The sequence below is a fragment of the Brevibacillus reuszeri genome (assembly GCF_001187725.1).
Classification (GTDB): Bacteria; Bacillota; Bacilli; order Brevibacillales; family Brevibacillaceae; genus Brevibacillus; species Brevibacillus reuszeri.
In genome coordinates this window covers 271,871-292,396 of sequence record NZ_LGIQ01000002.1, presented here as the reverse complement: position 1 = coordinate 292,396, position 20,526 = coordinate 271,871, and the positions used below count along the sequence as shown (strand labels likewise).

Sequence of the window (20,526 nt, the reverse complement as noted above, 5' to 3'; positions counted from 1 at the left end):
GGGGTCATTCCTTGATGAGATCTGCCATTTTCACAAACGTATAGCCCTTTTTCTTCAAGCCTTCGAGTGCGACTGGCAACGCCTCAATGGTGTGGATATCATCGAGCATATGCAAAAGAATGACGCTGCCATTCTCGGTTTTGGTCATGATGCCGTTGACAATATCACTTGCTTTATTTTTGTTGTCCCAGTCAAGGGTTGTCACGTCATACATCGCAATGTTGTGATACCCTACCGCTGCAATGACCTTCCCTGTCTGGTCATCCACAACACCCGTTGGCGGTCTGAACAGCATCACGGGTTGTTGTTGAATGGCTTCCGTAATGACCTGGTGTGCTTTGACCAAGTCTTCCTGTAATTCCTCGGGGGTCAAAGTCGTTACGACCGGGTGACTATAGGAGTGATTGGCTACATCGTGTCCGCCCTCCACCATCGCTCTCGCCAGGTTGGGGTTGTTTTCTACGCCGGCAGCACGCAAGAAAAACGTCGCCTTCACATCATGCTCAGCTAAAATATCGAGGATTTTGGTCACTGTTTTGTCGCTGCCCCAGTCATCGAATGTAAGCGCAACCTGCTTTTTATTCGTATCCGCTTTATAAACCAGCTTGTACTTCGCATTTTGGTAATTCGGATTGACCTTGACTGCATCATAGCCAGGAATTTGTTCCAATGGCTTTCTCTCTCCGCCGTTTTTCACCAGCTCACTGAGCGGGACAAATTTGTAGCCGATATCCTCGGCAGCTTTAGCGATCAGCTTGATGGACGGAATTACTTCAGGGTTAATATCGGTATTTAACGATACGATCCCGCCTCGTGAAATATATCTCTTCACGTAATCGCCAATCGCTTTGGCATCCTTCATATCTCGATCCTTGGGATTGATGTTGTACGTAACAACTCCATCCATGCCGAGATGTGCTGCTGCCAAACGGACATCATCGGTATAATCCCCTGATCTGGTACGGATAAAGTGCGGCTCCGCGCCCGTTTCCTTTTTGATGACCTCATTGCTCAATTCGATTTCCTTATAGATCTGATCGTAGCTAAGCTTTTTCATGTCCAGCTGATTTAACGTATTGTTTTGGATATCATGACCTCTAGCCAAAATATCCCTGGCGATATTCGGCTCTTCTGCTACTCTCATCCCGGGGAGAAAAAACGTCGCCTTGATATGATTCGCGTCCAGTTCATTCAAAATCTGCGTCATCATCTTTTCGTCACCCATGCCATTGAAGGTCAGGCTCAGTTCTTTTCGTGCTGTATAGACGTACGGGATCACCTTGCTCTTTTCACCTGTAAAACGCGCAATCTTTTCAACTGGCGGCTCCACCGTCTGGGATGCCTCTTCCTTCCCACCAAACATCGAGCAGCCAGATAGTAGCCCGAAGGCCATCATGACAACGACGCTTTTGAAGATGAGGTTCCTTTTTCCTACACCTTTACTTGCTCTCATCGGTTTGCTCCTTTTTTCCAAAACATCACTCTATGCTAGTTGCGCCGTTCTATTCCGTTTGAAACAATTCTCTTATCTACTAGTATAAAAAAAGCATCTCAACAAGTTCTGAACAAGCTACGAATCGCAAAGAAACGGCAGCAGCAGGCTTTTGACCATCCGAAGCGGCAAAAAGGTATCACCAAACAACTCACTTGTCATGGCGATGACGAGTTGCCGCTCTGGAGCCACGAGAATGTATTGCCCCCGATAGCCCATGGCGAAAAAAACAGCAGGTTCGTATGCCTTATTGTTTTCATCCGTCAAAATCCACCAGTGGTAGCCATAGGAACCGACGTGATCATATGTATGATAGTAGGCGCGTGTGGAAGCAGAGAGCCATTCCTCTGAAAGCAGACGTTGTTTGCCACAGACTCCCTTGTTCATAACGAGTAATCCCAATTTCAACATATCCGCAGCACGCAGACAAAGCCCGAAGCCCCCGATCGTTATCCCTTTGGCGTCCTCAGGCCAGCGATATTCTGTGATGCCTAGCGGGGCAAACAGTTCTCTCTTTGCATAGGCAGACGCCTGTTCCCCAGTTGCCTTTTGCAAAATAGCACTCAAGAGATGAGACGCCCCTGAATCGTAGTTCATGGCTTCTCCAGGTGCGCGCTCCATGTCCTTTTCCAAAATAAACTTGACCCAGTCCTTGCTATACATCATCGGAAACGGAGTACCACCCCAGCTCGTCAACTCAGGCCACTCATAGCCAGGTGTCATGGTGAGTAAATGCTCAATCGTGATTGTGTTTTTTTCCAGAGGTACGTTCGGCAGGTAGGTCGAGATCGTCTTATGTATGCTCGCAATCTGTCCACGCTCTATTGCGATTCCTATGAGAAGTGACAGTACGCTTTTCGTAACGGAGTGTAGTTGAAACAGCTTGCTGTTCATTTTCGGATTGCGGAAATAGGAGATTACGACTTTTTCTCCCTGCTGTACGAGACAGGCATTGATTTTTTCCTTGCTTATTGCTTTTTGGAACTGATTGAAGCTTATAACGGAATCGTTCAACAAAAAACCTCCTTGCATGGCTGATTCTTTGGCTAAGGAGTAAGTTTGTCTGGAATAGTTCTTCTTTATTACCTTTTTTATCTATTCTTAACTATAGCATGAATAATAATTTTGGGTTAGCGTGCAAATATTTCCTGGCTTTTCTCTTGCTTTTTTCCTTTTACACGCATAAAAGGCAGCAAGGAAAGAAAGCCAAGAATTGCAAGGAAAGCACCAACCCACACAGGTGACACAAGTCCGTATCCTGCGTCGATGGTTAATCCACCGATCGCTGAACCGAAAACGATACCTAAGTTAATGATAGAGGTATGAACCGTCGTAACCAGCAATCCAGTACCAGCGACACGGGTTATGCGGGTTGCCATGGCCGGATTCATAGGGACCCCTACCAGGCCAATTACGATTACAGCGATCATGACTATGGTTGTGTTGTGCGGATACAGCCCGAAGACAACGAATGCAGCTGTCAGTGTGATAAGCCCGACAGTTAGAATTGACATCATATAATGATCGGCGAGCTTGCCTGTAACGATATTTCCGATGACCGTTGCCAAACCGTATATACCCAAGAGAAAGGGAACCATCGTCGTCGCAAAGCCAGTGACGCCAGTCAGGATCGGCGAAAAGTAACTGAATGCAGCAAATGTGGCACCGATAATCAACATGCTTGTCGCGTACGCCGCCCAAAGATTGCGATTTCTGAAGGCTGCCAGTTCACCTCGAATACTGGCTGATTCCGGCTTTGGAGAAGAAGGGATGGACAATTGCCCCAGCACACCTGACAGAAGAACTAAAACGACCACCGCCCAGAAGCTGGCTCGCCATCCGAAATACTGGTCAAACAACATTGCCGCTGGTAGCCCGATAGCGGTTGCGACCATCAACCCACCAAGGACGACGGAAGCTGCGCGGCCGATTGACTCAGGACGTACAAGCGTAAAGGCGATCGCCAGGGACACACCAAAAGAAGCTGCCGAGGAAATACCGGTAATCACCCGCGCCACCATCATCATCTCATAGCAGGAGGCTAAGGCGCCAATGGTTTGCCCGACTAGAAATACGCTAGTAAGTGTCAGGAAAGCTTGTTTTCTAGGCACTTTCAACATTCCAATTGTCAGTAATGGACCGCCAACAATCATCCCCGCCGCATAGGCAGAAATCAGGTATCCAATGGCTGAGACCGATACCCCGAACTCTTCAGAAAGCGAAGTCATCATACCGGCTACCATAAACTCGGAGGTAGTCATGGAAAAAATCATGAGACCTAACACATAGATTGCAAATGGCATGAAAACATCTCTCCTGCTTCTGTATTCATATTTTGTAATGATCTGTACAAAATTGGGCACAAATTGCCCATATGTGCAACTTGCGAATCAAACAGCCACTGAAAAAACACGCGTTTCAATCTGAACGCGCGTTTTACAGAGCTGCCAGCGTGCCTTCCACTACATCCTCCAGCATATTACGGTCTTCTATGACCTTGCCTAGCACGCGCAGTCCGTAGTAGCTACTCAGAAAGGATCGAGCCAGCTCGAGAGCAGGACGCTTTGACGTGATTTCGCCTGAGCGTTGTCCAAGTGCAATAACATGGCACAATGCCTGTTCCAGCCTTCCAACATGACCACCGACCAAGCGAGCAACCGCCGTATCCTTTCCACCGCGTTCAATAGCGGCATTGATGGCTAAACAACCACGACTTACTTCCCCATTAAAATCTTGATCGATTGCCCACTCCATCAGTGCGCGCAGCCTGTCTTTGACCAGTCCGGGTTGTTCCAATATTTCTATTTGCCCCTGAATGCCCAGTTCCTGATAACGCCCCAAGGCCTTCTCGTAAAGTGCGTGTTTGCTACCGAACGCATTGTACAGACTTCCCCGTCCAAGCCCTGTTCGCTCGCATAGCTTCTCTGTTGAACTTCCCTCGAAGCCATGTTCCCAGAATACCTCCATAGCAGCGTCAATCACTGTTGTATCTTTAAATTCCCGAGGTCTGGCACTCATGCAATCAACTCCTTTAGAAGACCGGTTAAGTTCCCTTTTCACATAAGTTACTCAGAATGGGTATCATTATAGATGTTTTGTAACAATCAGTCAAATATTGATGAATCTCAAAACATTAGCCCCTTCGTTCAAAGCGAAGCAGAGGCAATTTTCTGTCTGGGATTACCGTGGATTCGATTTCGCCAATTCGTACAGCTCCCCTGGCCAAATAAAACTCTTCTGCATAAGGGTCACTGTGGATCAGGACCGTTCGCATGTTCAATGATTTCACGACCTGTGTCATATGCTCCCACATTGCTTTTCCGTAGCCTTTGCCAATTGCATTCGGGTCGATAAATAAATATCCCAGTAAAATATGATCCTCTCTACGCTCTAGCCCCATAAAACCTTTTATTCCGCCATCTTCTTCTATTACGTATACCAGTGATGTTTCGATGTAATTGGCGGTTATGGTCAAATCATCGCGACAGGCTTCCATAAACTCCTCGCTGTACCCCCAATGTGCTTTGGAACGAAAGCAGAGATCGCTTACTAGATCTGCCTCATGTATCGTGGCTTTACGAATTTTCAAAATAGACTCCTCCTCAATTTGCTTCGATCTTTAAAGGAAACAAAAAACCAGTCAAGCACGCTAGAGAGGTGGGTTGACTGGTTAGCAACGTGTGCCTTATTTCTTTAAGCTTTCGACGATCTCACTGAGACGCTCTTTACTATTTCCCGTACAAACGCCTCCGTGATACGCGATCACGGTCTCGATATCGAAGTCAAGCAGCTTTGCGATGGATTGCGTAGCCAACTCCTTGTCCGGAGTAAAGTCAGGATTGAACGACATAAGCACTCCGTCTTCTGCGGTGAGAGCATCACCTGAAACCAATGTCTTGCTCGGAATGTGATACAACGAAATATGATCAGGAGAATGTCCAGGTGTATAAATAACCTGGATACCGCCGGCATACGGCAACAGATCGCCATCCTGCAGAGCACGGTCTACCTTTACTGGTGGTGCCAAAGCTCCACTTTTGACCAAGGGCGTCTGACCTGCAAGATACGGGATCGCTACCTCATGAGCAAGCACCTCTATGCAACCATCCGCAGCGGAAACCAGATCAGGCAAGCTGCCGATATGGTCCCTGTCTTGATGCGTAATGATGATTTTTGTCAGCTTTTCAAATGGGATGGACTCCTGGGCGAGTACGGATTGGATCAGCTCCAGCTGCCCGGAGATACCTGTATCCACCAGAATCGCCTCATTCTCATCCCAGAACAATGCGGTATGAACAACAAACGGATTGCCGCCAGCATTCATCTCTAGTTTGAGCACTTTGATTCCTTCCGATTGGGCCAAATCAGACACCTCCTGCGATTTATTCAAAAGTTTTTTACCATCCACCTAATTCCGCAAAAAAGAGAAGAATCCTGCAAAAAGGCCGCCGCAAAAGTGCGACGACCTTGTTCGTTTTTATTTTGCTTCCTTCAGGCGATAAACTTCTTTACCTTCTACCAAGGTCAGGACTACAGCAGCGTCCTTGATTTGGGTAGCCGGGATGTCAAAAAGGTTTTTGTCCAGCACGATGATATCTGCCTTTTTGCCTACCTCGATCGAGCCGGTAATATCGTCTACATGGTTAGCGTAAGCACCATCGATCGTAAAGCTCGCAATCATGTCAGCCAGCGTCGCACGTTCTTCTGGGTTGGCGATTTTGGCTGCATCGGTTTGACCTTCCTCGATCCGGGTAATTCCTTGTTGAATGCCATGCAGCGGATTGAATTCCGGTGTCACGATGTAGTCAGAAGAGGATGCGATGTGTACTCCCTGATTCAAGAAGCTCTTCATTGGATATTCTGTCTCGGCGCGTTCCTGGCCGAGGTATGGTACCTCGATCTCGTCGTAGTACCCTTCTTCCTGCATAAACCAGAATGGCTGTACGATTCCAACAGCACCCAGCTTTTTGAAGCGTTCGATATCTGTCTTGTTTACGAGCTGTAAATGAACGAGTGAGTGGCGAGCGTCATGCTTGCCATTTTGCTGCTCGGCGTACTCCATTCCATCCAAAACGATGCGTGTAGAAGCATCTCCGATGGAGTGCACATGCAGCTGGAAGCCTGCTTTATCAGCAGCGGCAGCAGTCTTTTTGTATACTTCCGGCTTCCAGATCAATTCGCCGTTGGTGTGCTTATGCTCATACGGTTTTTCCAAATAAGCAGTCGCGCCTTCAACGACACCATCCATAAAAATTTTCACAGCGTTCACTTGGAATAAAGGATTTTGATTGCGCTCTCTGATTTTCACGAACTCTGCGATTTGCTCAGGGCCTTTGTCTGGATCGGCAGTAATCGCATTGCGGAAACGGATGGTCAGCTTGTTTTCTTTTGCCAGTCCCTCGTATGCTTCCAGCACATTCGGGTAGCGCAGCATATCTGGGTCACGCACGGTTGTTACGCCGCGTTCAACTGCCTTGTGCTGATACTCTTCGATGCCCGCTTTGTATTGCTGGGCGGTGTAGCCGCCAATTTTGGACAGCACCAGATCCATTGCCTTTTCACGAAGCGTACCGGACGGTTCTCCTGTTTTATCGTGCTCGATGATTCCGCCCTCTGGGTTTTTCGTGTCTTTGGTGATGCCCGCCAGCTTCAATGCTGCCGAGTTGACCCACAAGGAATGGCCGTCATCGGAAGTGAGTGCAATAGGCTTGTCAGCTGAAATCTTGTCCAGCACTTCCTTCAACGGACCGATGCCTGGCGCTACCGGGTTGCTCCAGCCGCGACCTTGGAAGTTTTTCTCAGCTGGATGCTCTTTTACAAAAGCTTGGATGACCTCTACATACTCATCCATCGATTTAGCATCAAACAAATCGATCGAAAAGATCAACCCTGTCGTTTTGCTTGCGTGCGTGTGGCTATCGATAAAGCCTGGCAGCACCATTTCACCTTTTAAATCAGTAACCTTGGTGTTTGTGCCTATGTACTTTTTGGCGCCTTCGTCACTGCCGACATAGACAATCTCTCCGCCACGAATCGCTACAGCCTGTGCCCAGTTTCTGTTTCGATCCACAGTGTACACGGTACCATTGGACAAGATGATATCTGCTGCTTGTGTTACTGCTTTGTCTGATGCTTGTCCCGCAGCTGGTGTGGTCCCTTGTGCAAATGCAGACAACGGACTCATCAATGCAGCGGTAAGCAAAAAACTCGTTAACTTCTTCCCTACCAACCAAATCCCCACCTATCTATGCTCTAAGCTGAAAAAATATACAACAGATTAGATTGTAGCATTGCAACTCTGAAAATTCCACGAAATGTCTTGATTACCAATCATACAACTGTAAAATAGTTTGACTGTAAAACTAATTAGCTGTATACTCGATATTGTTTCACGTAGTGAATTATTCACTACATATATTATTCACCTACAAAAGAAAAGGAGGGTACGACACGATGCCCAATAAACAAGGCCTTACCGAGCTTGAAGAGTTGTACATTCAAGTACAGCGAAAAGTTTCAACACAGTGGCATAAACGCTTGGACTCACTCGTTTCAGGGTCGCAAGCCTTGATCTTGCGTATCCTCGATCGCAACGGACCACAAAAGGTATCGACCATAGCGGAGCGCTTGGATATTACACCAGGAGCAGTTACCAATCTCTCCGATAAATTGATTGCTTGTGGCTACGCAAACCGAAATCGTGATACAGCTGATCGCAGAGTCGTTCATTTGGAAATCACGGATCAAGGAAGAGAGATTTTAGAGAAGTATCGAGAGGTGCTCAAAAGCACCGTGGAAAGTATTTTCGTCGGTTTGTCTGACGACGATATCGCACATTTGACCCGCATTTATCAGCAAGTGCTTGCGAATATCGAACAACCAAGAGAGGAGAACATATTATGACGAATCTAACAGAAAAGCGGAAAATTACGATCATGATCGCGATTATTACGGCTATGTTCTTCTCCGCGATCAACCAAACCATCATCGGGGTTGCCATGCCGCGCATTATCGCAAAATTAGGGGGCATGGATTATTATTCATGGGCGATCACCATTTACTTGCTGACCTCCACCGTCGCCTCGGTGCTCGTCGGTAAGCTCTCCGATATATATGGAAGAAAGCCTTTTATCCTTGCAGGTATCGGATTGTTTAGTATCGGCGCTTTGTTATCGGGCTTCTCGGGCGATATTTTTCAATTGATTACATTTCGCGCCATCCAAGGTGCCGGTGCTGGTATCATCATGTCCACAGCCTTTACCGCAATGGGCGATTTGTATGAGCCTCGCGAACGCGCCAAATGGACTGGTGTCATGAGTGCTGTCTTCGGCGTATCCAGCGTGGCAGGGCCTCTGCTTGGTGGATACATCGTCGATCACCTGGATTGGCATTGGGTGTTCTGGATCTTCCTGCCGATCGGTGTAGTAGCATTCTTGTTGATTCTGTTCAATTTCCCACAGGTTGAAAAACGAAAAGGAGAAAGCGTCGACTACTGGGGTTCTATCTTTTTGACAACAACGATTGTACCGATGCTGCTCGCTTTCTCGTGGGCAGGAGAAGGAGCGAACAAATACGCATGGGGCTCATGGCAAATTCTCAGTCTGCTTGCCATCACAGCCGTTTCTCTGCTCATCTTTATTTGGGTAGAGACCAAAGTAAAAACGCCAATGCTCCCACTCGGCTTGTTTAAAAACAGTATTTTTACGGTGTCCAATCTGATCGGTTTCTTCCTCAATGCAGGAATGATGGGCGCGATCATCTACGTCCCGTTCTTTGTTCAAGGGGTAAAAGGAATTTCTCCAACAATGGCTGGCTATGTCACCATGCCGATGTCGATTGCGATGCTGGTTACTTCAGCTCTATCCGGGCAAATCATTACCAAGACTGGCAAATATAAAAAAATGGCGATCAGCGGTCTTTTGGTGATGACACTCGGAATGGTTCTGATGTATTTCATGGTTCCATCTACACCGATTTATTTGCTCGTGCTGTACATGATCATTCTCGGTCTCGGAATGGGTATCGCGATGCCAGTCTTCTCCTTGACCGTACAAAATGCGGTTGCCCCTCAACAATTAGGGGTGGCTACAGCAACGTCGCAGCTTTTCCGTAACCTCGGGGGAACAATTGGGATTGCGGTTATGGGTAGTGTCATGAGCGCAGGAATCGCTTCGAAAATGAGCAAACTGTCGGGTACAATGGGTCAAGGAGCTGCATCCGCACCTACCGATCCAGCCCTGGCTGAAAAACTGGCTCTGTTCGCCAATCCGCAAAACCTGCTGGATCAGCCGAAAATCGAGGCAGCACTGCATAGCCTTCCGCCGGAATCCCAAGCCATGTTTACGCACATGCTTGATTTGATTCGTGAAGCCATGAGCTATGCTATCACGACTACGTTTTTGACAGGTGCTATCGTCGCAGGCTTTGCTGTTGTGCTTGCTCTGTTCCTCAAAGAAATTCCGCTTCGTTCGGGAAGTGGAAAAGCAGAGAAAAAAAACGAAGCAAAAGCAGAACAGCATTCGGATGCGGCAGGCACAGAAGGAGCAAGAGCATAACGAAGCGAAACAGGAGAAAGAGGGCTACTTTTACGCAGCCCTCTTTTTTTTGCATACAGTTATAAAAATGATTTCGCCTGTCTTTTCCTATGAATCATACGCATTCAGCGCATTTACACTATGGGCCAGAGCTGAGCCAGCCTTTAGTGCAGTCGCTACAAAAATCGCTTCTGCCAGCTCCTCCCGACTCGTGCCCAGCTGCTTTGCCTTCTTCGTGTGCACCTCGATACAATAGGCGCAGCCTGTTACGTGAGCGACAGCTACCGCAATCATCTCCTTGTCTTTTCTGCTGATCAAGCCTGCTTTCAACGCCTCCCGGTCAAACGCATTGAAGGCTTGGAAGGTGTTGGGACCCACTTCTTGAAATTCCTTGAATCGTGTTAAATTCGAGCGCTTATACAGCTCCTCATCGTCCATTTCGTCATACGCATTGAGGGCATTCAGTCCATGCGCGAGGGCGGACCCGGCTTTTAGAGCGGTAGCTATCATGACCGCTTCCATGATTTCTTCCTTTGTGGCTTCCAGTCTTTTTGCATTTGAGACGTGGGCATCGATACAATACGGACATCCGGTGACATGCGCAACAGCGACCGCGATCAGCTCTTTTGTTTTCTTCGGAATGACTCCATCTCCGAGTGCCAGCTTGTCAAACGCCAGAAAGGCTTTGAAGGTATCGGGAGCAAGCTTCCCCAGCTCCGGTAATCTGCGAATATACGATTTTTGGTACAAGCTATCATTTGCCATATACGATTCCTCCTACCTCGATTACGATACTTTTTCTACAGGATTGGTTATCACCGTTACACCTTTTTGTGTAACGATACTCACGACCAGGCTCACAATAACGTTGACCCCAAGTGCGATGAAGCCGATATTAATATCTTGGATCGCGGGTGGAAAGCTCGGGAATAGCGAGCTCATCGTCGCTCCAGTCACAGCCTGCCAGCCCACTATGATGACTCCGGCAGTGATGCCTGCGAAAACGCCTTGCTTCGTCAACGGATTCTTTTTCATAAAGTGGCAGACAATCGCTGGAGCGAACTGTGTGACGAGACCGTACCCCATCAAAAATAGCAAAGTAATGGCCGCACCGCCGCTGAATGTATTGTATAGCGCGATAAGCGCAAAAACGGGGACCATGTAGCGTGCAATCATGCCGATTTGTTTATCGGTTGCATCAGGTTTTACCACCTTGTAAATATTTTTGGCAAATAGCGTCGCCGCAGACATCAAGATCAATGAGCCCGGAACGATTGCCGTAAGCAGCCCTGCTGCCCCAATAAAGCCGACGATGACGGGATTGAATGTCTGCGTCGAGATTTTAAACAGAGCCAGGTCTACATTTCCGCCAGTCAGGCCAGGAGTCTGTAAAATGGCTGCTGCTCCAGAAAACAGGACGAACAAAATAAACAGGGCGTAGATCGGCAGCATAATCGCGTTTTTTCGCAGCGCATTGCCGCTTTTCGCTGCATAGACAGCGACAAAAGTATGCGGCCACATATAAAAGCCAAGCGAGGTCAACATAATCGTCGAAATGTACCATGAAGCACTGAAGCCTTTCTCCGGCAAGGATAAAAATCCTGGCTTGGCCGCTTCAATCGCTTCCCACATCGGCTGAATACCGCCGTAGTAATGAATCGGTAAATAGATGCCCAGAAACAGGACAACACCCAGAATCAAAAAGTCTTTTATCACTGCAGTCCAAGCCGAGCCATGAATACCCGATATCATGACGTATACAATCATCGCGATCGTCCCCAGCCAAATTGTCAGCTTGGGATCAATTGCTCCATAAGAAGCTTCCGACACAATAATACCAAGACCCTTTAATTGAATAACCAAGTACGGAATGAGAGCAATTAAACCAACCACCGCCACTAATATCCCCAGACCTTTGCTGTTGTACGCTTTTGTAAAAAAATCAGATTGTGATAAGAGCTGATGCTTTTTTCCGTAGCGCCAAATTTTCGGAGTAAGCCAGTAGGCAATAATAAAATTGAGCATCGTGATGTTATAAAAGGCTGCTCCCCCTTTTCCATACATCCAGCCGCTCGTTCCGAGAAAAGCATTGGTTGTATAGATCTCACCCGCCATCAGTAAGAAGATAAAAAGCGTTCCGAAGCCACGTCCCCCAACACTCCACTGCTCCAGGTTCATATCTTTTCCCCTGCGCGCCATGATGCCGAGAACGAGAGAGAGGATCAGAAAAAAGATAATAATTCCAATAGAAAAGACCATTACTCTACCTCCTCACGTGCATCCGGATTCAAGCGATGAACAACCATCATCAATGAGCTTCCTATTAAAATCCATAAAACCATCCAGAACAGTAAAAACGGGAGACCGAGAATATACGGCTCGGAGCTTTTAATAAATAGCACCCCGATTGGCATCCCAAAATAAGCAATGAGTGACAGGATGTAGCACAGTTTTTTGCGTGTCATATAATCTCTCCTCATTCTTTTTGGATGATGATTATAAACAGAACATTCTGTCTTTTGTTTTTGCTTTGGGCTTAGTAGCCCATTGCTTGGAATAAATCCTTCACACTCCTTTGCTCGGGAGCAAACGCAAGCTCCTGATCACTGCCAAGAAAATCAATCGTGTATTGAACCGTTGCGGCAACACCCAGCTTTAGCACCTCTTCATCGATATCAAAATGCGCGTTATGATGCTCGGCACCCGTTCCCTTCTCTTCATTTTCAATCCCCACAAAAGTAAACACTCCCGGGAAATACTTTTGGTAAAAGGCAAACGATTCTGACGCCATCCACGCCGGATATGCGTACAACGCGTGGGCACCGATTGATTTGGTGACGGCATTCATGGCTATCGCTGCACAATCCGGTTCGTTATACACCAATAAATCAACTGCTTTTGGCTCGTGCAAAAATTGGTAGGAGCAGCGGTGCAGCTCGCATGTTTTTTCTAAAATCCGTCTGAGCTCCTGCTCGGCGAGCACTCCTTGGTCATAATGCAAATAGCGAACAGTCCCGCTAAACTGCAGGGTATCCGGAATCACATTCCAGGCCGAACCAGCGCTAATGCTGCCAATGGAATAGGTCGTCGTTTTGAACGGGTCCAGTGAGGTTAACCGCATCGCTTTTAGCTGCGTGTAAAAGTCGGTAAAACAATCCAACGGGGATACTGACAAATCCGGTCTGGAACCATGTCCACCCTTACCTTTGATTTGCGCCTGAAAGCCGAATGCGCTCGACATCCTCGGTCCAGCTTCTACCGATATCTTTCCGGCTAGAATATCTGATTTGAGATGGATACCCCATACACCATCCGCACCGATTTCAACCAGCCTGCTTACTAGAGCGAAGATGCCTTTTCCGATCTCTTCTCCTTGCTCGAAAACGAGGATGACTTTTCCTTTTAGTTTGTCTTTGTTTTCGGACAATATTTTTGCCGCCCCGAGTAGCATCGCTGTATGACCGTCATGACCGCATGTATGGGCTGCGTCCTCAGTGAGGGAAACAACCGTTTTCTTTCCTTTCAAGTTCGTTTCTGCTTCCTGCATCGGCAGCGCATCCAGATCAGCGCGCAAAATTAACGCTTTGCCCTCCTGCTCACCGCAGATCGTCCCGATGATGCCTCCGTTTGGAACGATTTCGTACACGATTCCCAGCTTCTCCAATTCATCGGTAACGACTTTCATCGTTCGTACTTCCTGCATACCGATTTCAGGGTGTAAATGAAGATCACGCCGGATTCCGATTACGTATTCCTCTATTTCCTTCGCAGCCTCAAAGGCATTTAGCGCAGAGCCTGTTGTTGTCATTCGCTACACTCCTCTGTTAGGGGATTCAAAATTCTCGCGCGATTCTTTCCAGCGCTTCTTTTATGAGCGATCTGGGAGAGGGAACGCAAATCCGCTGAAATGGCAGTCCTTCTTGCCCAAACATGCTTCCGTCTTCCAATATGACGTTTGCTTTGTGGTAAATCCTCTCATGAACCTCCTCGGGTGATAGCCCGTAGCCGCTAAAGTCCATCCACATCACATACGTTCCCTCTGGAATTCTCACTTTTACTTGCGGCATGCGCTCAGCCAAAAAGGTCTGGACATCGTCCATCGTTTCGTCGATATACGCTTTTACCTGCTCCAGCCACTCCTCTCCTTCATTATACACGGCAATCAATGCTGCGATGGTGAATGGCGATGGCAAGCTCATGCCTTGCTCCTGTTTAAATCGACTTCGCAGCTCCTCATTTGGAATGATAACATTCGTACAGTGAAGCCCTGCTGTATTAAAGGTTTTATTGATAGCAGTGCAGGTGATGATGTGCTCGGAATGATTGGCAGCAGCTTTTACTAAGGGAATAAAGCGCTGATTCCTTCTGATCAGGTCGCCATGAATTTCATCGGCAATGATCAGGACGTCGTTTCTTGCACAAATATCCGCTAACTTTTGCAGCTCCTCGCTCGTAAAAATGCGTCCAGTCGGATTGTGCGGATGACAGAGTATATACATGGTGGTGCCGTCCTCTTTTGCCTTTGCTTCGAAATCCTCGAAGTCGATAGAATAATACCCTTCTTCATCGCAAATAAGAGGATTGTTGACGACCCTTCTCCCATTCCCCTCGATTGCCGACGTAAAAGGTGGATAGACAGGACGCTGAATGATAATCCCATCCCCCGGTTCTGTAAAAGCTTTTACGGCAACATGCAAGGCATGAACGGTTCCCGGGCTATAGACGATCTCTTCTTTTTTAATCTCCCAGTCATGCCTCTTTTGGAACCAATGGCGAATCGCTTCATAGTACTCGTCTGGTATGACCGAATAGCCGTAGATGCGGTGATCAACCGTTTTGTGCAAGGCGTCTATCAACGGCTGCGGTACGGGCAAATCCATATCGGCCGTAAAAAGGGGGATCGTGTCTTCGTCGTAGCGATTGGTAAAACCCAGCTCCTTTATGAGTGACTCGCCATCCCATTTCAGTGAATAGGTGTTTCTTCGATTGACCACTTCGTCAAAGTTGTACTTCACGAAAGCCTCTCCCTTTCTGATGTTTTGTCGTTCAACGCGTGTAATGTTAACGCTTGCATATTTGGAAGTTGAAATCAGTTTAGCACCTAAACAATGTACCGTCAATAATTTTTGAATTTTATAAAAACTCAAGTTTCCTTCTCTCTTTCTGAGGAAAATGATGGGCCCTCACACGCTATGGTATACTGTTTGTAGCAACTATTCGGAATGATTTCTGCTTCACAGATAAACAAAAAGTATCGATAAAAGGAGAAAAAATGACCAGAGAAGACGTATTTTTTGAGTTGATGGAAACGATTTACGAGCTCTCACGGAAAACGAGTTCGTATGAGAGCGTACCGAGAAAGTACGGGACAGAAGACGAGCTGTACATGGTGGAAGCTCATACGATTAACCTGATCGGCAATTTGGTGCAAACCAACACGTCAGAGCTTTCCAAGCTTACCAACAAGACAAAAGGTGCCATCTCGCAAATGGTAGACAAGCTCATCAAGAAGGAGCTTGTCGTCAAATACAAAAACCCTGACGATAATCGTGAAGTCATCATCGAGCTGACCGAAAAAGGAAAGACCGTCTATGAGTTTCACAAGGAGCTGGATAAAGTGGAATACGCGCGGTTTTTGAACCAGCTGGATGAGTTTACTACGGAGGATTTTCAGCGATACATTCAAATATCCTCGATCATTATTCGGGGGATTCGTGAGGGGAACTGAAGTAGAGTTGAAGGACCCGAAGAAATGCTCCAGGCTTCCCGTTTGTAGATACGCCTGTCCAATTTTTCCGGGTCCTCTCGTCATTCATTTGTGAGACAACGCTCAAGAATGATTGCTCACAAAATGATTTACCTTTCGTTCGGCAGCAAGGATAGCTGCGGCAAAATCGTTCTCCTTCTCTTGGCAACCCTCTCTCTGTCTAAAATAAAGGCTGCGCAAAAAATTTTTGGTATTCACTACCGCGATTGTTTTCCCCCGGCTTCTCGGCCATTCCTGACACTCGGCAAGTGCATGTATCCAATCCACCAGTTTCTGCTGTAGGAGTAAATGATTGGTCATCATGGTAAATACGATGGTGGCGATCCGTTCATCCTCTTGGTCGTTAAAAATATGCTTCCCGTTATGCAGCATGCCACTTATCGCAGCAAGCACCTCAAGTTGCAGCGCTTCGTCACTCTCCGAACACTGCACCAGCTCATCCAGAGCATCTGCTCCGTGTGCGGCACTATGCGCCCACCCTCCTTCGGTCAAAAAGCCACGCAAATCTTTTTCTTCCTTGTAGTAACGAAGCAGGGACTCTTTTACATGCAAGAAATCAGCTTGCTCTAAAAAAGGCTGCTTACAATGTCTCCGCAAAATCAACGCGACAGGTAAAACAGAAAACGTCCGAGTAAATACTGATGGCTCACCGTCACTGCCGATGTCATGGAACAAATGCTGCTCATCGAGTAAAGTCGCCAAAAGGCTGCGCAGCTCATCATCTGTAAACTTGTTTTCTATCGCGATCCAGTGGTGAAACGTCGGATAGATCAGATTATCCCTAAGCTCTGGCTGTGGATCACCGATGTATTGTAGCATGAGTGCGACAAACTCTTGCAGCTGCTCGCCTTCACGAAGCTGGTAATCCTCCGCTTCAATTCGTTCCAGATCCTGCATCAATTTTGTTCGAATATCTTTCATTTTGCTATCCCCTTTATCATTATCTCGATCTCCTCTATCACGCATTCCGGCTCATCATGGTGAATATAATGTCTGCTGCGCTGAGCAATTTTACATCTGCTTATGGTAGAGAGACGTTGCATTTTGATTTGTAATTCTTGCTCCATTTGCAATATTTCTTGCTGAGGCCAGCCATCTGGATGGTGATCCGGCAGCCCTCTTGTCAGGATCGCTAGCGGAATATTTCCTAGCTGTGGATGCTCTGCGACTTGCTTATAGCTTTGCAGCTTATCGATTTTCTCATGGTTCAACATCGGATCTTCGAGATACGCCCTGTTTGTTGCCTGCAGCTTTTTCGGAAGTACCTCTTCATAAGCGAGCTCTTTATATTCCACTGCCGCATCCACAAGGACGAGTCCTTCCACTAGGCTCGGATAATAGCTGGCAAACAGTCTGGCGACCAATCCACCAAAGGAATGTCCAACTATAATAAAAGGCGGCTCAACAGATATGTGCCACACAAGCTCAGCAAGCTCCTGCGCGAGATCATGACATGTCCGCGGGCCAGAAACAGCATCACTTCTACCCGTACCCGCTCTATCGTAAGAAAAGGTGCTGGTTATTTGCGCGATCCGATTCTGTACCCCTTTCCACGTTTCGCAGCTATCTCCCATTCCCGCCAGGAATAGAACTGTTGGCGCTCCTTTTCGCGAGTATTTCGTAAACATTCTGCTGCCCGCACAGGTATAGAAAGCCTCTTCAAAGTCCCTACTAAACTCCGAGTCGTCCATACTCTCCTTCTTTCTTGTGCTTTCGAAAGCATCACTTTTGGGGATCCCGTCTGCATACACCTCACTATAAAGCAAAATGACTGACATCATATTGTCAGCCATTGTAGAAGTGCATGAGTTCTTTTACATATTCTTTTAGTTCTTCTCGTAAAAAAAGCGGCTCGACAACCTCGCATTCTTTGCCAAAGCTTAAAATATATTTGAGCAAGCCCTCCTCATACGGAAACTGGGCCACCACGATATATTGGTTGTCTTCCGTTTTTCTGATGGCTTCTTTGGAAAAATACTCCGTGAGCTGCTCACCGATTCGATTGGAAAACTTTAATGTGACCTCAATGCCTCGTTTGCTGTAGCTTTCCTCGATGATCTTTTCGATTTCTTCCCAAGATGCCTCTCTTTTGCGAAAGCCTTTGCCCACCCTCAGCTTTCTGATTCGAACGAGCTTGAATCTTCGGTAGTCATTTCTTTTTCTGCAGAAGCCCACCAAATACCACTGACCGGAAACAAAAGAGATTTGCACCGGCTCTACTTCTCTTTCGGAGTACTCCATCTCTCTGTTTATATAATCAAAGACGAGCAGCTTGCTCTCTTCTATAGCTTGATTCATCAGAAACAAGTATTCCTTCAATTCCTTTTCCATGCTGAAATGGGACATCTGGATGCTCCACTTATCGCTGTCCCTTTTCTCTCGCTTATACGTATTTTCGAGCTTTAACACGATATCATTGAACTTCTCGTTTTTTCCAAAGAGAACGTCGAGATTATGCAAAACCGCCATGAACGTATGGGCTTCGGATTTATTGAAAAACAGATTGTCTACTTGATAATTTTCCATCAGGTAGTATCCCCCGCCTTTTCCACCTATCGAGGCAATCGGAATACCTGCTTCCCCGATTTTTTCGATGTCTCTATAGATGGTTCGCAGGGATACTTCAAAATGCTCCGCCAGCTCTTTTCCTGTAACCATCTCTTTTTTGGAAAGGATGAGCAGCATAGAGAGTAATCGATCTACTCGCATCTTTTTGTATGACGTTGGTTTTTCGCAACGTCTCCTCCTCCATATTGCTTACAGCTTTCTTTCGATTAAAGCATAAAAAGCGATGTGGGCATAGAAGATGCGTTACATAAGCACGGATCGATTGGGTTAAGGTAAAACGTAGCGAATCATGGGAAAGAGGTGTTCGTGCTTGAATACAACAGATGCGATCTGGTCGGCTTTAGAGGAAGTTCTCGATCCGGAGGTAGGTGTGAATATCGTGGATTTGGGGCTTGTGTATGAGATTGAGGTCGATGAAAAGGGACATGCAGACATTGAGATGACACTAACGATTCCGGAGTGTCCATTGGCAGATGAAATAGTAAGCAATGTAAAAGAGGCGGCAGCGGCCATTTCCGGGGTCAAGGATGTAAACGTCTCGCTCGTTTGGGAGCCAAAATGGAGTCCTGCCCGAATGAATGACCGCGCCAGAGAAGAGATTCGAGCACGTCAACGCATGCTCTGATTACTTTTTCAATATCCCTAAATATTCTTCCCACGGTCCCACGTCTGTTTGATAGCGCTTAGCCATAACACGAACGATTTGCGCCATATGCGTCAGGTCATGCACAGCCCACGTGGAGATCAGTTCTCTTACTTTCACGGCGCCAAATGCAGGGTGAATCCCGGTCAATTCCAGATGCTGGTCAGGATCAATCAGCTGCTTCAGCTTGGAAATATTTTCTGTTCGAACGCTTTTAAATTCGAGCAGCTTTTCTTCGAGGGTCTTTTCTGTTTTTTCATTCAAATGTGAATAACGATCAAACGGAGGAAAAGGTTTGCTTTCCCCATCCTGCAAAATCATTTCCAGTCTCGGAATCCAGTTGGTTCTCTCACCCTCAATCAGGTGCTCAATCACTTCAGTGGCATTCCACGTTCCTTCGCCCTCGTTGCATTGCACCCATCCTGCTGATAGGCCGGATAAAAAAAGCTCCAATGACTGAGGGGTACGCTCAAGTATCTCGATAGCTTCATCTAAGCGAAAATTCATAAAACTGCTCCTTTCTGTACGAAATACAGATAGCTGGATGAAAAAGTCAGTACTGTATTCCATACAGCCTTGTTCATTTCCTTCCCGTATGCTGCATCGCAATGTGCTTACTTTTGATCGATTCAATAGATGCTTTGCGCTGAATCGAGGAAAAGAGGCTGTCCAATCGAATGGATTGAATCAGCCTCCTGTTATAATCACCGGTCGCCCCAAGCCCCACGTAAAAGAGATGTTAGACGGTCAAGCTGCCATCTACACTGACCACTGCCCCAGCCATAAAGCTCGCTTTATCGGAAGCTAAAAACAGAACAACCTCAGCGATTTCATCTGGTTGACCGTGACGGCCCATCCGCATCGGAGAAATTTCCTCTGGCACATAACCGCCACCAGCAAACGCATCCGCTACGGTTTTAAAGATGGCTGTTTCGATACCGCCTGGGCATATCGCATTAATCCGAATTCCTTTTTTCGCATATTCAATCGCTGCCCCTTTTGTCAAACCAATGACGGCATGCTTGCTTGCCGAATAAACGGCGATGCTGTGTTCAGGTCGGATACCGGCAGATGATGCTGTATTGATGATTGCCCCTTTTCCTTGCTTTTCCATGATCGGCAGAGCGTATTTCATTCCGAGAAACACACTTTTCACATTCACAGACATAATTCGCTCGTACTCCTCAGCATTGACTGTTGTGAACGGAGCGAACATTTGGATGACTCCTGCATTGTTAAACAGGACATCAATGCGTCCGTACGCTTCAACTGCCATTTTCACGTAATTTTCAACATCCGCTTCTTTGGAAACATCGGCTTTTACAAAGATTCCCTCGCCGCCATTATTTTGCACGAGAGTCAGTGTTTCTTCTCCTAAAGCCTGATTGAAATCGACCAGGACAACCTGATACCCGTTTTCAGCCAGCTTGATGCTTGTGGCTCGCCCGATTCCGCTTGCTGCTCCCGTAATGATCGCTACTTGTTTTGTGTTTGACATCATCATTTCTCTCCTTATTCATCC

At 47.0% G+C, this 20,526-nt stretch carries 21 protein-coding genes; 4 read left to right on the top strand and 17 right to left on the bottom strand.

What is annotated here, in order from left to right:
• Positions 1-4: 4 nt before the first annotated feature.
• The 7 genes from ADS79_RS01855 to ADS79_RS01825 form a co-directional block, all read right to left on the bottom strand.
• Positions 5-1,396 (bottom strand): polysaccharide deacetylase family protein, encoded by a 1,392-nt coding sequence (locus tag ADS79_RS01855; protein ID WP_409362412.1) that lies wholly within the window; start codon positions 1,394-1,396, stop codon positions 5-7.
• A 174-nt stretch (positions 1,397-1,570) separates the two neighbouring features.
• On the bottom strand, positions 1,571-2,506 hold the full coding sequence (locus ADS79_RS01850; protein ID WP_049736703.1) for a serine hydrolase domain-containing protein: 936 nt from the start codon (positions 2,504-2,506) through the stop codon (positions 1,571-1,573).
• Positions 2,507-2,622: 116 nt separating this feature from the next.
• Positions 2,623-3,795: an MFS transporter gene (locus ADS79_RS01845; protein WP_049736702.1), complete on the bottom strand. Its 1,173-nt coding sequence runs from the start codon at positions 3,793-3,795 to the stop codon at positions 2,623-2,625.
• Positions 3,796-3,928: 133 nt separating this feature from the next.
• On the bottom strand, positions 3,929-4,510 hold the full coding sequence (locus ADS79_RS01840; protein WP_049736701.1) for a TetR/AcrR family transcriptional regulator: 582 nt from the start codon (positions 4,508-4,510) through the stop codon (positions 3,929-3,931).
• A gap of 115 nt (positions 4,511-4,625) precedes the next feature.
• Positions 4,626-5,081, bottom strand: a complete 456-nt coding sequence (locus ADS79_RS01835; protein WP_049736700.1) for a GNAT family N-acetyltransferase — start codon at positions 5,079-5,081, stop codon at positions 4,626-4,628.
• A 96-nt stretch (positions 5,082-5,177) separates the two neighbouring features.
• Positions 5,178-5,855, bottom strand: a complete 678-nt coding sequence (locus tag ADS79_RS01830) for an MBL fold metallo-hydrolase (RefSeq protein WP_049736699.1) — start codon at positions 5,853-5,855, stop codon at positions 5,178-5,180.
• 114 nt (positions 5,856-5,969) lie between these two features.
• The gene (locus tag ADS79_RS01825) at positions 5,970-7,721 is read right to left on the bottom strand and encodes an amidohydrolase (RefSeq protein ID WP_049736698.1); all 1,752 of its coding nucleotides are present in this window, start codon (positions 7,719-7,721) and stop codon (positions 5,970-5,972) included.
• Positions 7,722-7,945: 224 nt separating this feature from the next.
• Between ADS79_RS01825 and ADS79_RS01820 the strand changes: the two genes are divergently transcribed.
• Positions 7,946-8,395 carry a MarR family winged helix-turn-helix transcriptional regulator gene (locus tag ADS79_RS01820; RefSeq protein ID WP_049736697.1) on the top strand — a complete coding sequence of 150 codons (450 nt, stop codon included), beginning with the start codon at positions 7,946-7,948 and terminating at the stop codon, positions 8,393-8,395.
• The gene (locus ADS79_RS01815; protein WP_049736696.1) at positions 8,392-10,047 is read left to right on the top strand and encodes an MDR family MFS transporter; all 1,656 of its coding nucleotides are present in this window, start codon (positions 8,392-8,394) and stop codon (positions 10,045-10,047) included. The genes ADS79_RS01820 and ADS79_RS01815 overlap by 4 nt, the downstream gene beginning before the upstream one ends.
• A gap of 87 nt (positions 10,048-10,134) precedes the next feature.
• Here the strand turns inward: ADS79_RS01815 and ADS79_RS01810 are convergent, their stop codons facing one another.
• The 5 genes from ADS79_RS01810 to ADS79_RS01790 form a co-directional block, all read right to left on the bottom strand.
• The gene (locus tag ADS79_RS01810; RefSeq protein ID WP_049736695.1) at positions 10,135-10,791 is read right to left on the bottom strand and encodes a carboxymuconolactone decarboxylase family protein; all 657 of its coding nucleotides are present in this window, start codon (positions 10,789-10,791) and stop codon (positions 10,135-10,137) included.
• A gap of 21 nt (positions 10,792-10,812) precedes the next feature.
• A complete protein-coding gene (locus ADS79_RS01805) occupies positions 10,813-12,285 on the bottom strand; it encodes a sodium:solute symporter family protein (RefSeq protein ID WP_049736694.1) in 1,473 nt (490 codons plus the stop codon).
• Positions 12,285-12,491 (bottom strand): DUF3311 domain-containing protein, encoded by a 207-nt coding sequence (locus ADS79_RS01800; protein WP_049736693.1) that lies wholly within the window; start codon positions 12,489-12,491, stop codon positions 12,285-12,287. Before ADS79_RS01800 ends, ADS79_RS01805 begins: the two co-directional genes overlap by 1 nt.
• 71 nt (positions 12,492-12,562) lie before the next feature.
• Positions 12,563-13,834, bottom strand: coding sequence for an amidohydrolase (locus tag ADS79_RS01795; protein ID WP_049736692.1), 1,272 nt, complete (start codon positions 13,832-13,834; stop codon positions 12,563-12,565).
• A gap of 25 nt (positions 13,835-13,859) precedes the next feature.
• A complete protein-coding gene (locus ADS79_RS01790; RefSeq protein ID WP_049736983.1) occupies positions 13,860-15,041 on the bottom strand; it encodes a MalY/PatB family protein in 1,182 nt (393 codons plus the stop codon).
• Between the two features lie 257 nt (positions 15,042-15,298).
• Between ADS79_RS01790 and ADS79_RS01785 the strand changes: the two genes are divergently transcribed.
• Positions 15,299-15,754 (top strand): MarR family winged helix-turn-helix transcriptional regulator, encoded by a 456-nt coding sequence (locus ADS79_RS01785; protein WP_049736691.1) that lies wholly within the window; start codon positions 15,299-15,301, stop codon positions 15,752-15,754.
• A 102-nt stretch (positions 15,755-15,856) separates the two neighbouring features.
• On the opposite strand, the gene ADS79_RS01780 is transcribed toward ADS79_RS01785, so the two are convergent.
• The 3 genes from ADS79_RS01780 to ADS79_RS01770 form a co-directional block, all read right to left on the bottom strand.
• Positions 15,857-16,714 carry a DUF2785 domain-containing protein gene (locus tag ADS79_RS01780; protein WP_049736690.1) on the bottom strand — a complete coding sequence of 286 codons (858 nt, stop codon included), beginning with the start codon at positions 16,712-16,714 and terminating at the stop codon, positions 15,857-15,859.
• Positions 16,711-17,484, bottom strand: a complete 774-nt coding sequence (locus tag ADS79_RS01775) for an alpha/beta fold hydrolase (RefSeq protein ID WP_049736982.1) — start codon at positions 17,482-17,484, stop codon at positions 16,711-16,713. The genes ADS79_RS01780 and ADS79_RS01775 overlap by 4 nt, the downstream gene beginning before the upstream one ends.
• Positions 17,485-17,578: 94 nt before the next feature.
• Positions 17,579-18,502, bottom strand: coding sequence for a helix-turn-helix transcriptional regulator (locus tag ADS79_RS01770; protein ID WP_049736689.1), 924 nt, complete (start codon positions 18,500-18,502; stop codon positions 17,579-17,581).
• Between the two features lie 169 nt (positions 18,503-18,671).
• On the opposite strand from ADS79_RS01770, the gene ADS79_RS01765 reads away from it, so the two are divergent.
• Positions 18,672-18,986: a metal-sulfur cluster assembly factor gene (locus ADS79_RS01765; protein WP_236699853.1), complete on the top strand. Its 315-nt coding sequence runs from the start codon at positions 18,672-18,674 to the stop codon at positions 18,984-18,986.
• Here the strand turns inward: ADS79_RS01765 and ADS79_RS01760 are convergent, their stop codons facing one another.
• Positions 18,987-19,511 (bottom strand): DinB family protein, encoded by a 525-nt coding sequence (locus ADS79_RS01760; protein WP_049736687.1) that lies wholly within the window; start codon positions 19,509-19,511, stop codon positions 18,987-18,989.
• 232 nt (positions 19,512-19,743) lie between these two features.
• Entirely contained in the window at positions 19,744-20,502 is a 759-nt protein-coding gene (locus ADS79_RS01755; protein WP_049736686.1) for an SDR family NAD(P)-dependent oxidoreductase, read from the bottom strand.
• Between the last annotated feature and the right edge of the window lie 24 nt (positions 20,503-20,526).

Excerpts from the sequence above, each read along its gene's own strand:
- ADS79_RS01855 (WP_409362412.1), bottom strand. The coding sequence starts at position 1,396 with ATGATGGCCTTCGGGCTACTATCTGGCTGCTCGATGTTTGGTGGGAAG.
- ADS79_RS01845 (WP_049736702.1), bottom strand. The coding sequence starts at position 3,795 with ATGCCATTTGCAATCTATGTGTTAGGTCTCATGATTTTTTCCATGACT.
- ADS79_RS01840 (WP_049736701.1), bottom strand. The coding sequence starts at position 4,510 with ATGAGTGCCAGACCTCGGGAATTTAAAGATACAACAGTGATTGACGCT.
- ADS79_RS01820 (WP_049736697.1), top strand. The coding sequence starts at position 7,946 with ATGCCCAATAAACAAGGCCTTACCGAGCTTGAAGAGTTGTACATTCAA.
- ADS79_RS01815 (WP_049736696.1), top strand. The coding sequence starts at position 8,392 with ATGACGAATCTAACAGAAAAGCGGAAAATTACGATCATGATCGCGATT.
- ADS79_RS01810 (WP_049736695.1), bottom strand. The coding sequence starts at position 10,791 with ATGGCAAATGATAGCTTGTACCAAAAATCGTATATTCGCAGATTACCG.
- ADS79_RS01805 (WP_049736694.1), bottom strand. The coding sequence starts at position 12,285 with ATGGTCTTTTCTATTGGAATTATTATCTTTTTTCTGATCCTCTCTCTC.
- ADS79_RS01800 (WP_049736693.1), bottom strand. The coding sequence starts at position 12,491 with ATGACACGCAAAAAACTGTGCTACATCCTGTCACTCATTGCTTATTTT.
- ADS79_RS01795 (WP_049736692.1), bottom strand. The coding sequence starts at position 13,834 with ATGACAACAACAGGCTCTGCGCTAAATGCCTTTGAGGCTGCGAAGGAA.
- ADS79_RS01785 (WP_049736691.1), top strand. The coding sequence starts at position 15,299 with ATGACCAGAGAAGACGTATTTTTTGAGTTGATGGAAACGATTTACGAG.
- ADS79_RS01780 (WP_049736690.1), bottom strand. The coding sequence starts at position 16,714 with ATGAAAGATATTCGAACAAAATTGATGCAGGATCTGGAACGAATTGAA.
- ADS79_RS01775 (WP_049736982.1), bottom strand. The coding sequence starts at position 17,484 with ATGGACGACTCGGAGTTTAGTAGGGACTTTGAAGAGGCTTTCTATACC.
- ADS79_RS01770 (WP_049736689.1), bottom strand. The coding sequence starts at position 18,502 with ATGCGAGTAGATCGATTACTCTCTATGCTGCTCATCCTTTCCAAAAAA.
- ADS79_RS01760 (WP_049736687.1), bottom strand. The coding sequence starts at position 19,511 with ATGAATTTTCGCTTAGATGAAGCTATCGAGATACTTGAGCGTACCCCT.
- ADS79_RS01755 (WP_049736686.1), bottom strand. The coding sequence starts at position 20,502 with ATGTCAAACACAAAACAAGTAGCGATCATTACGGGAGCAGCAAGCGGA.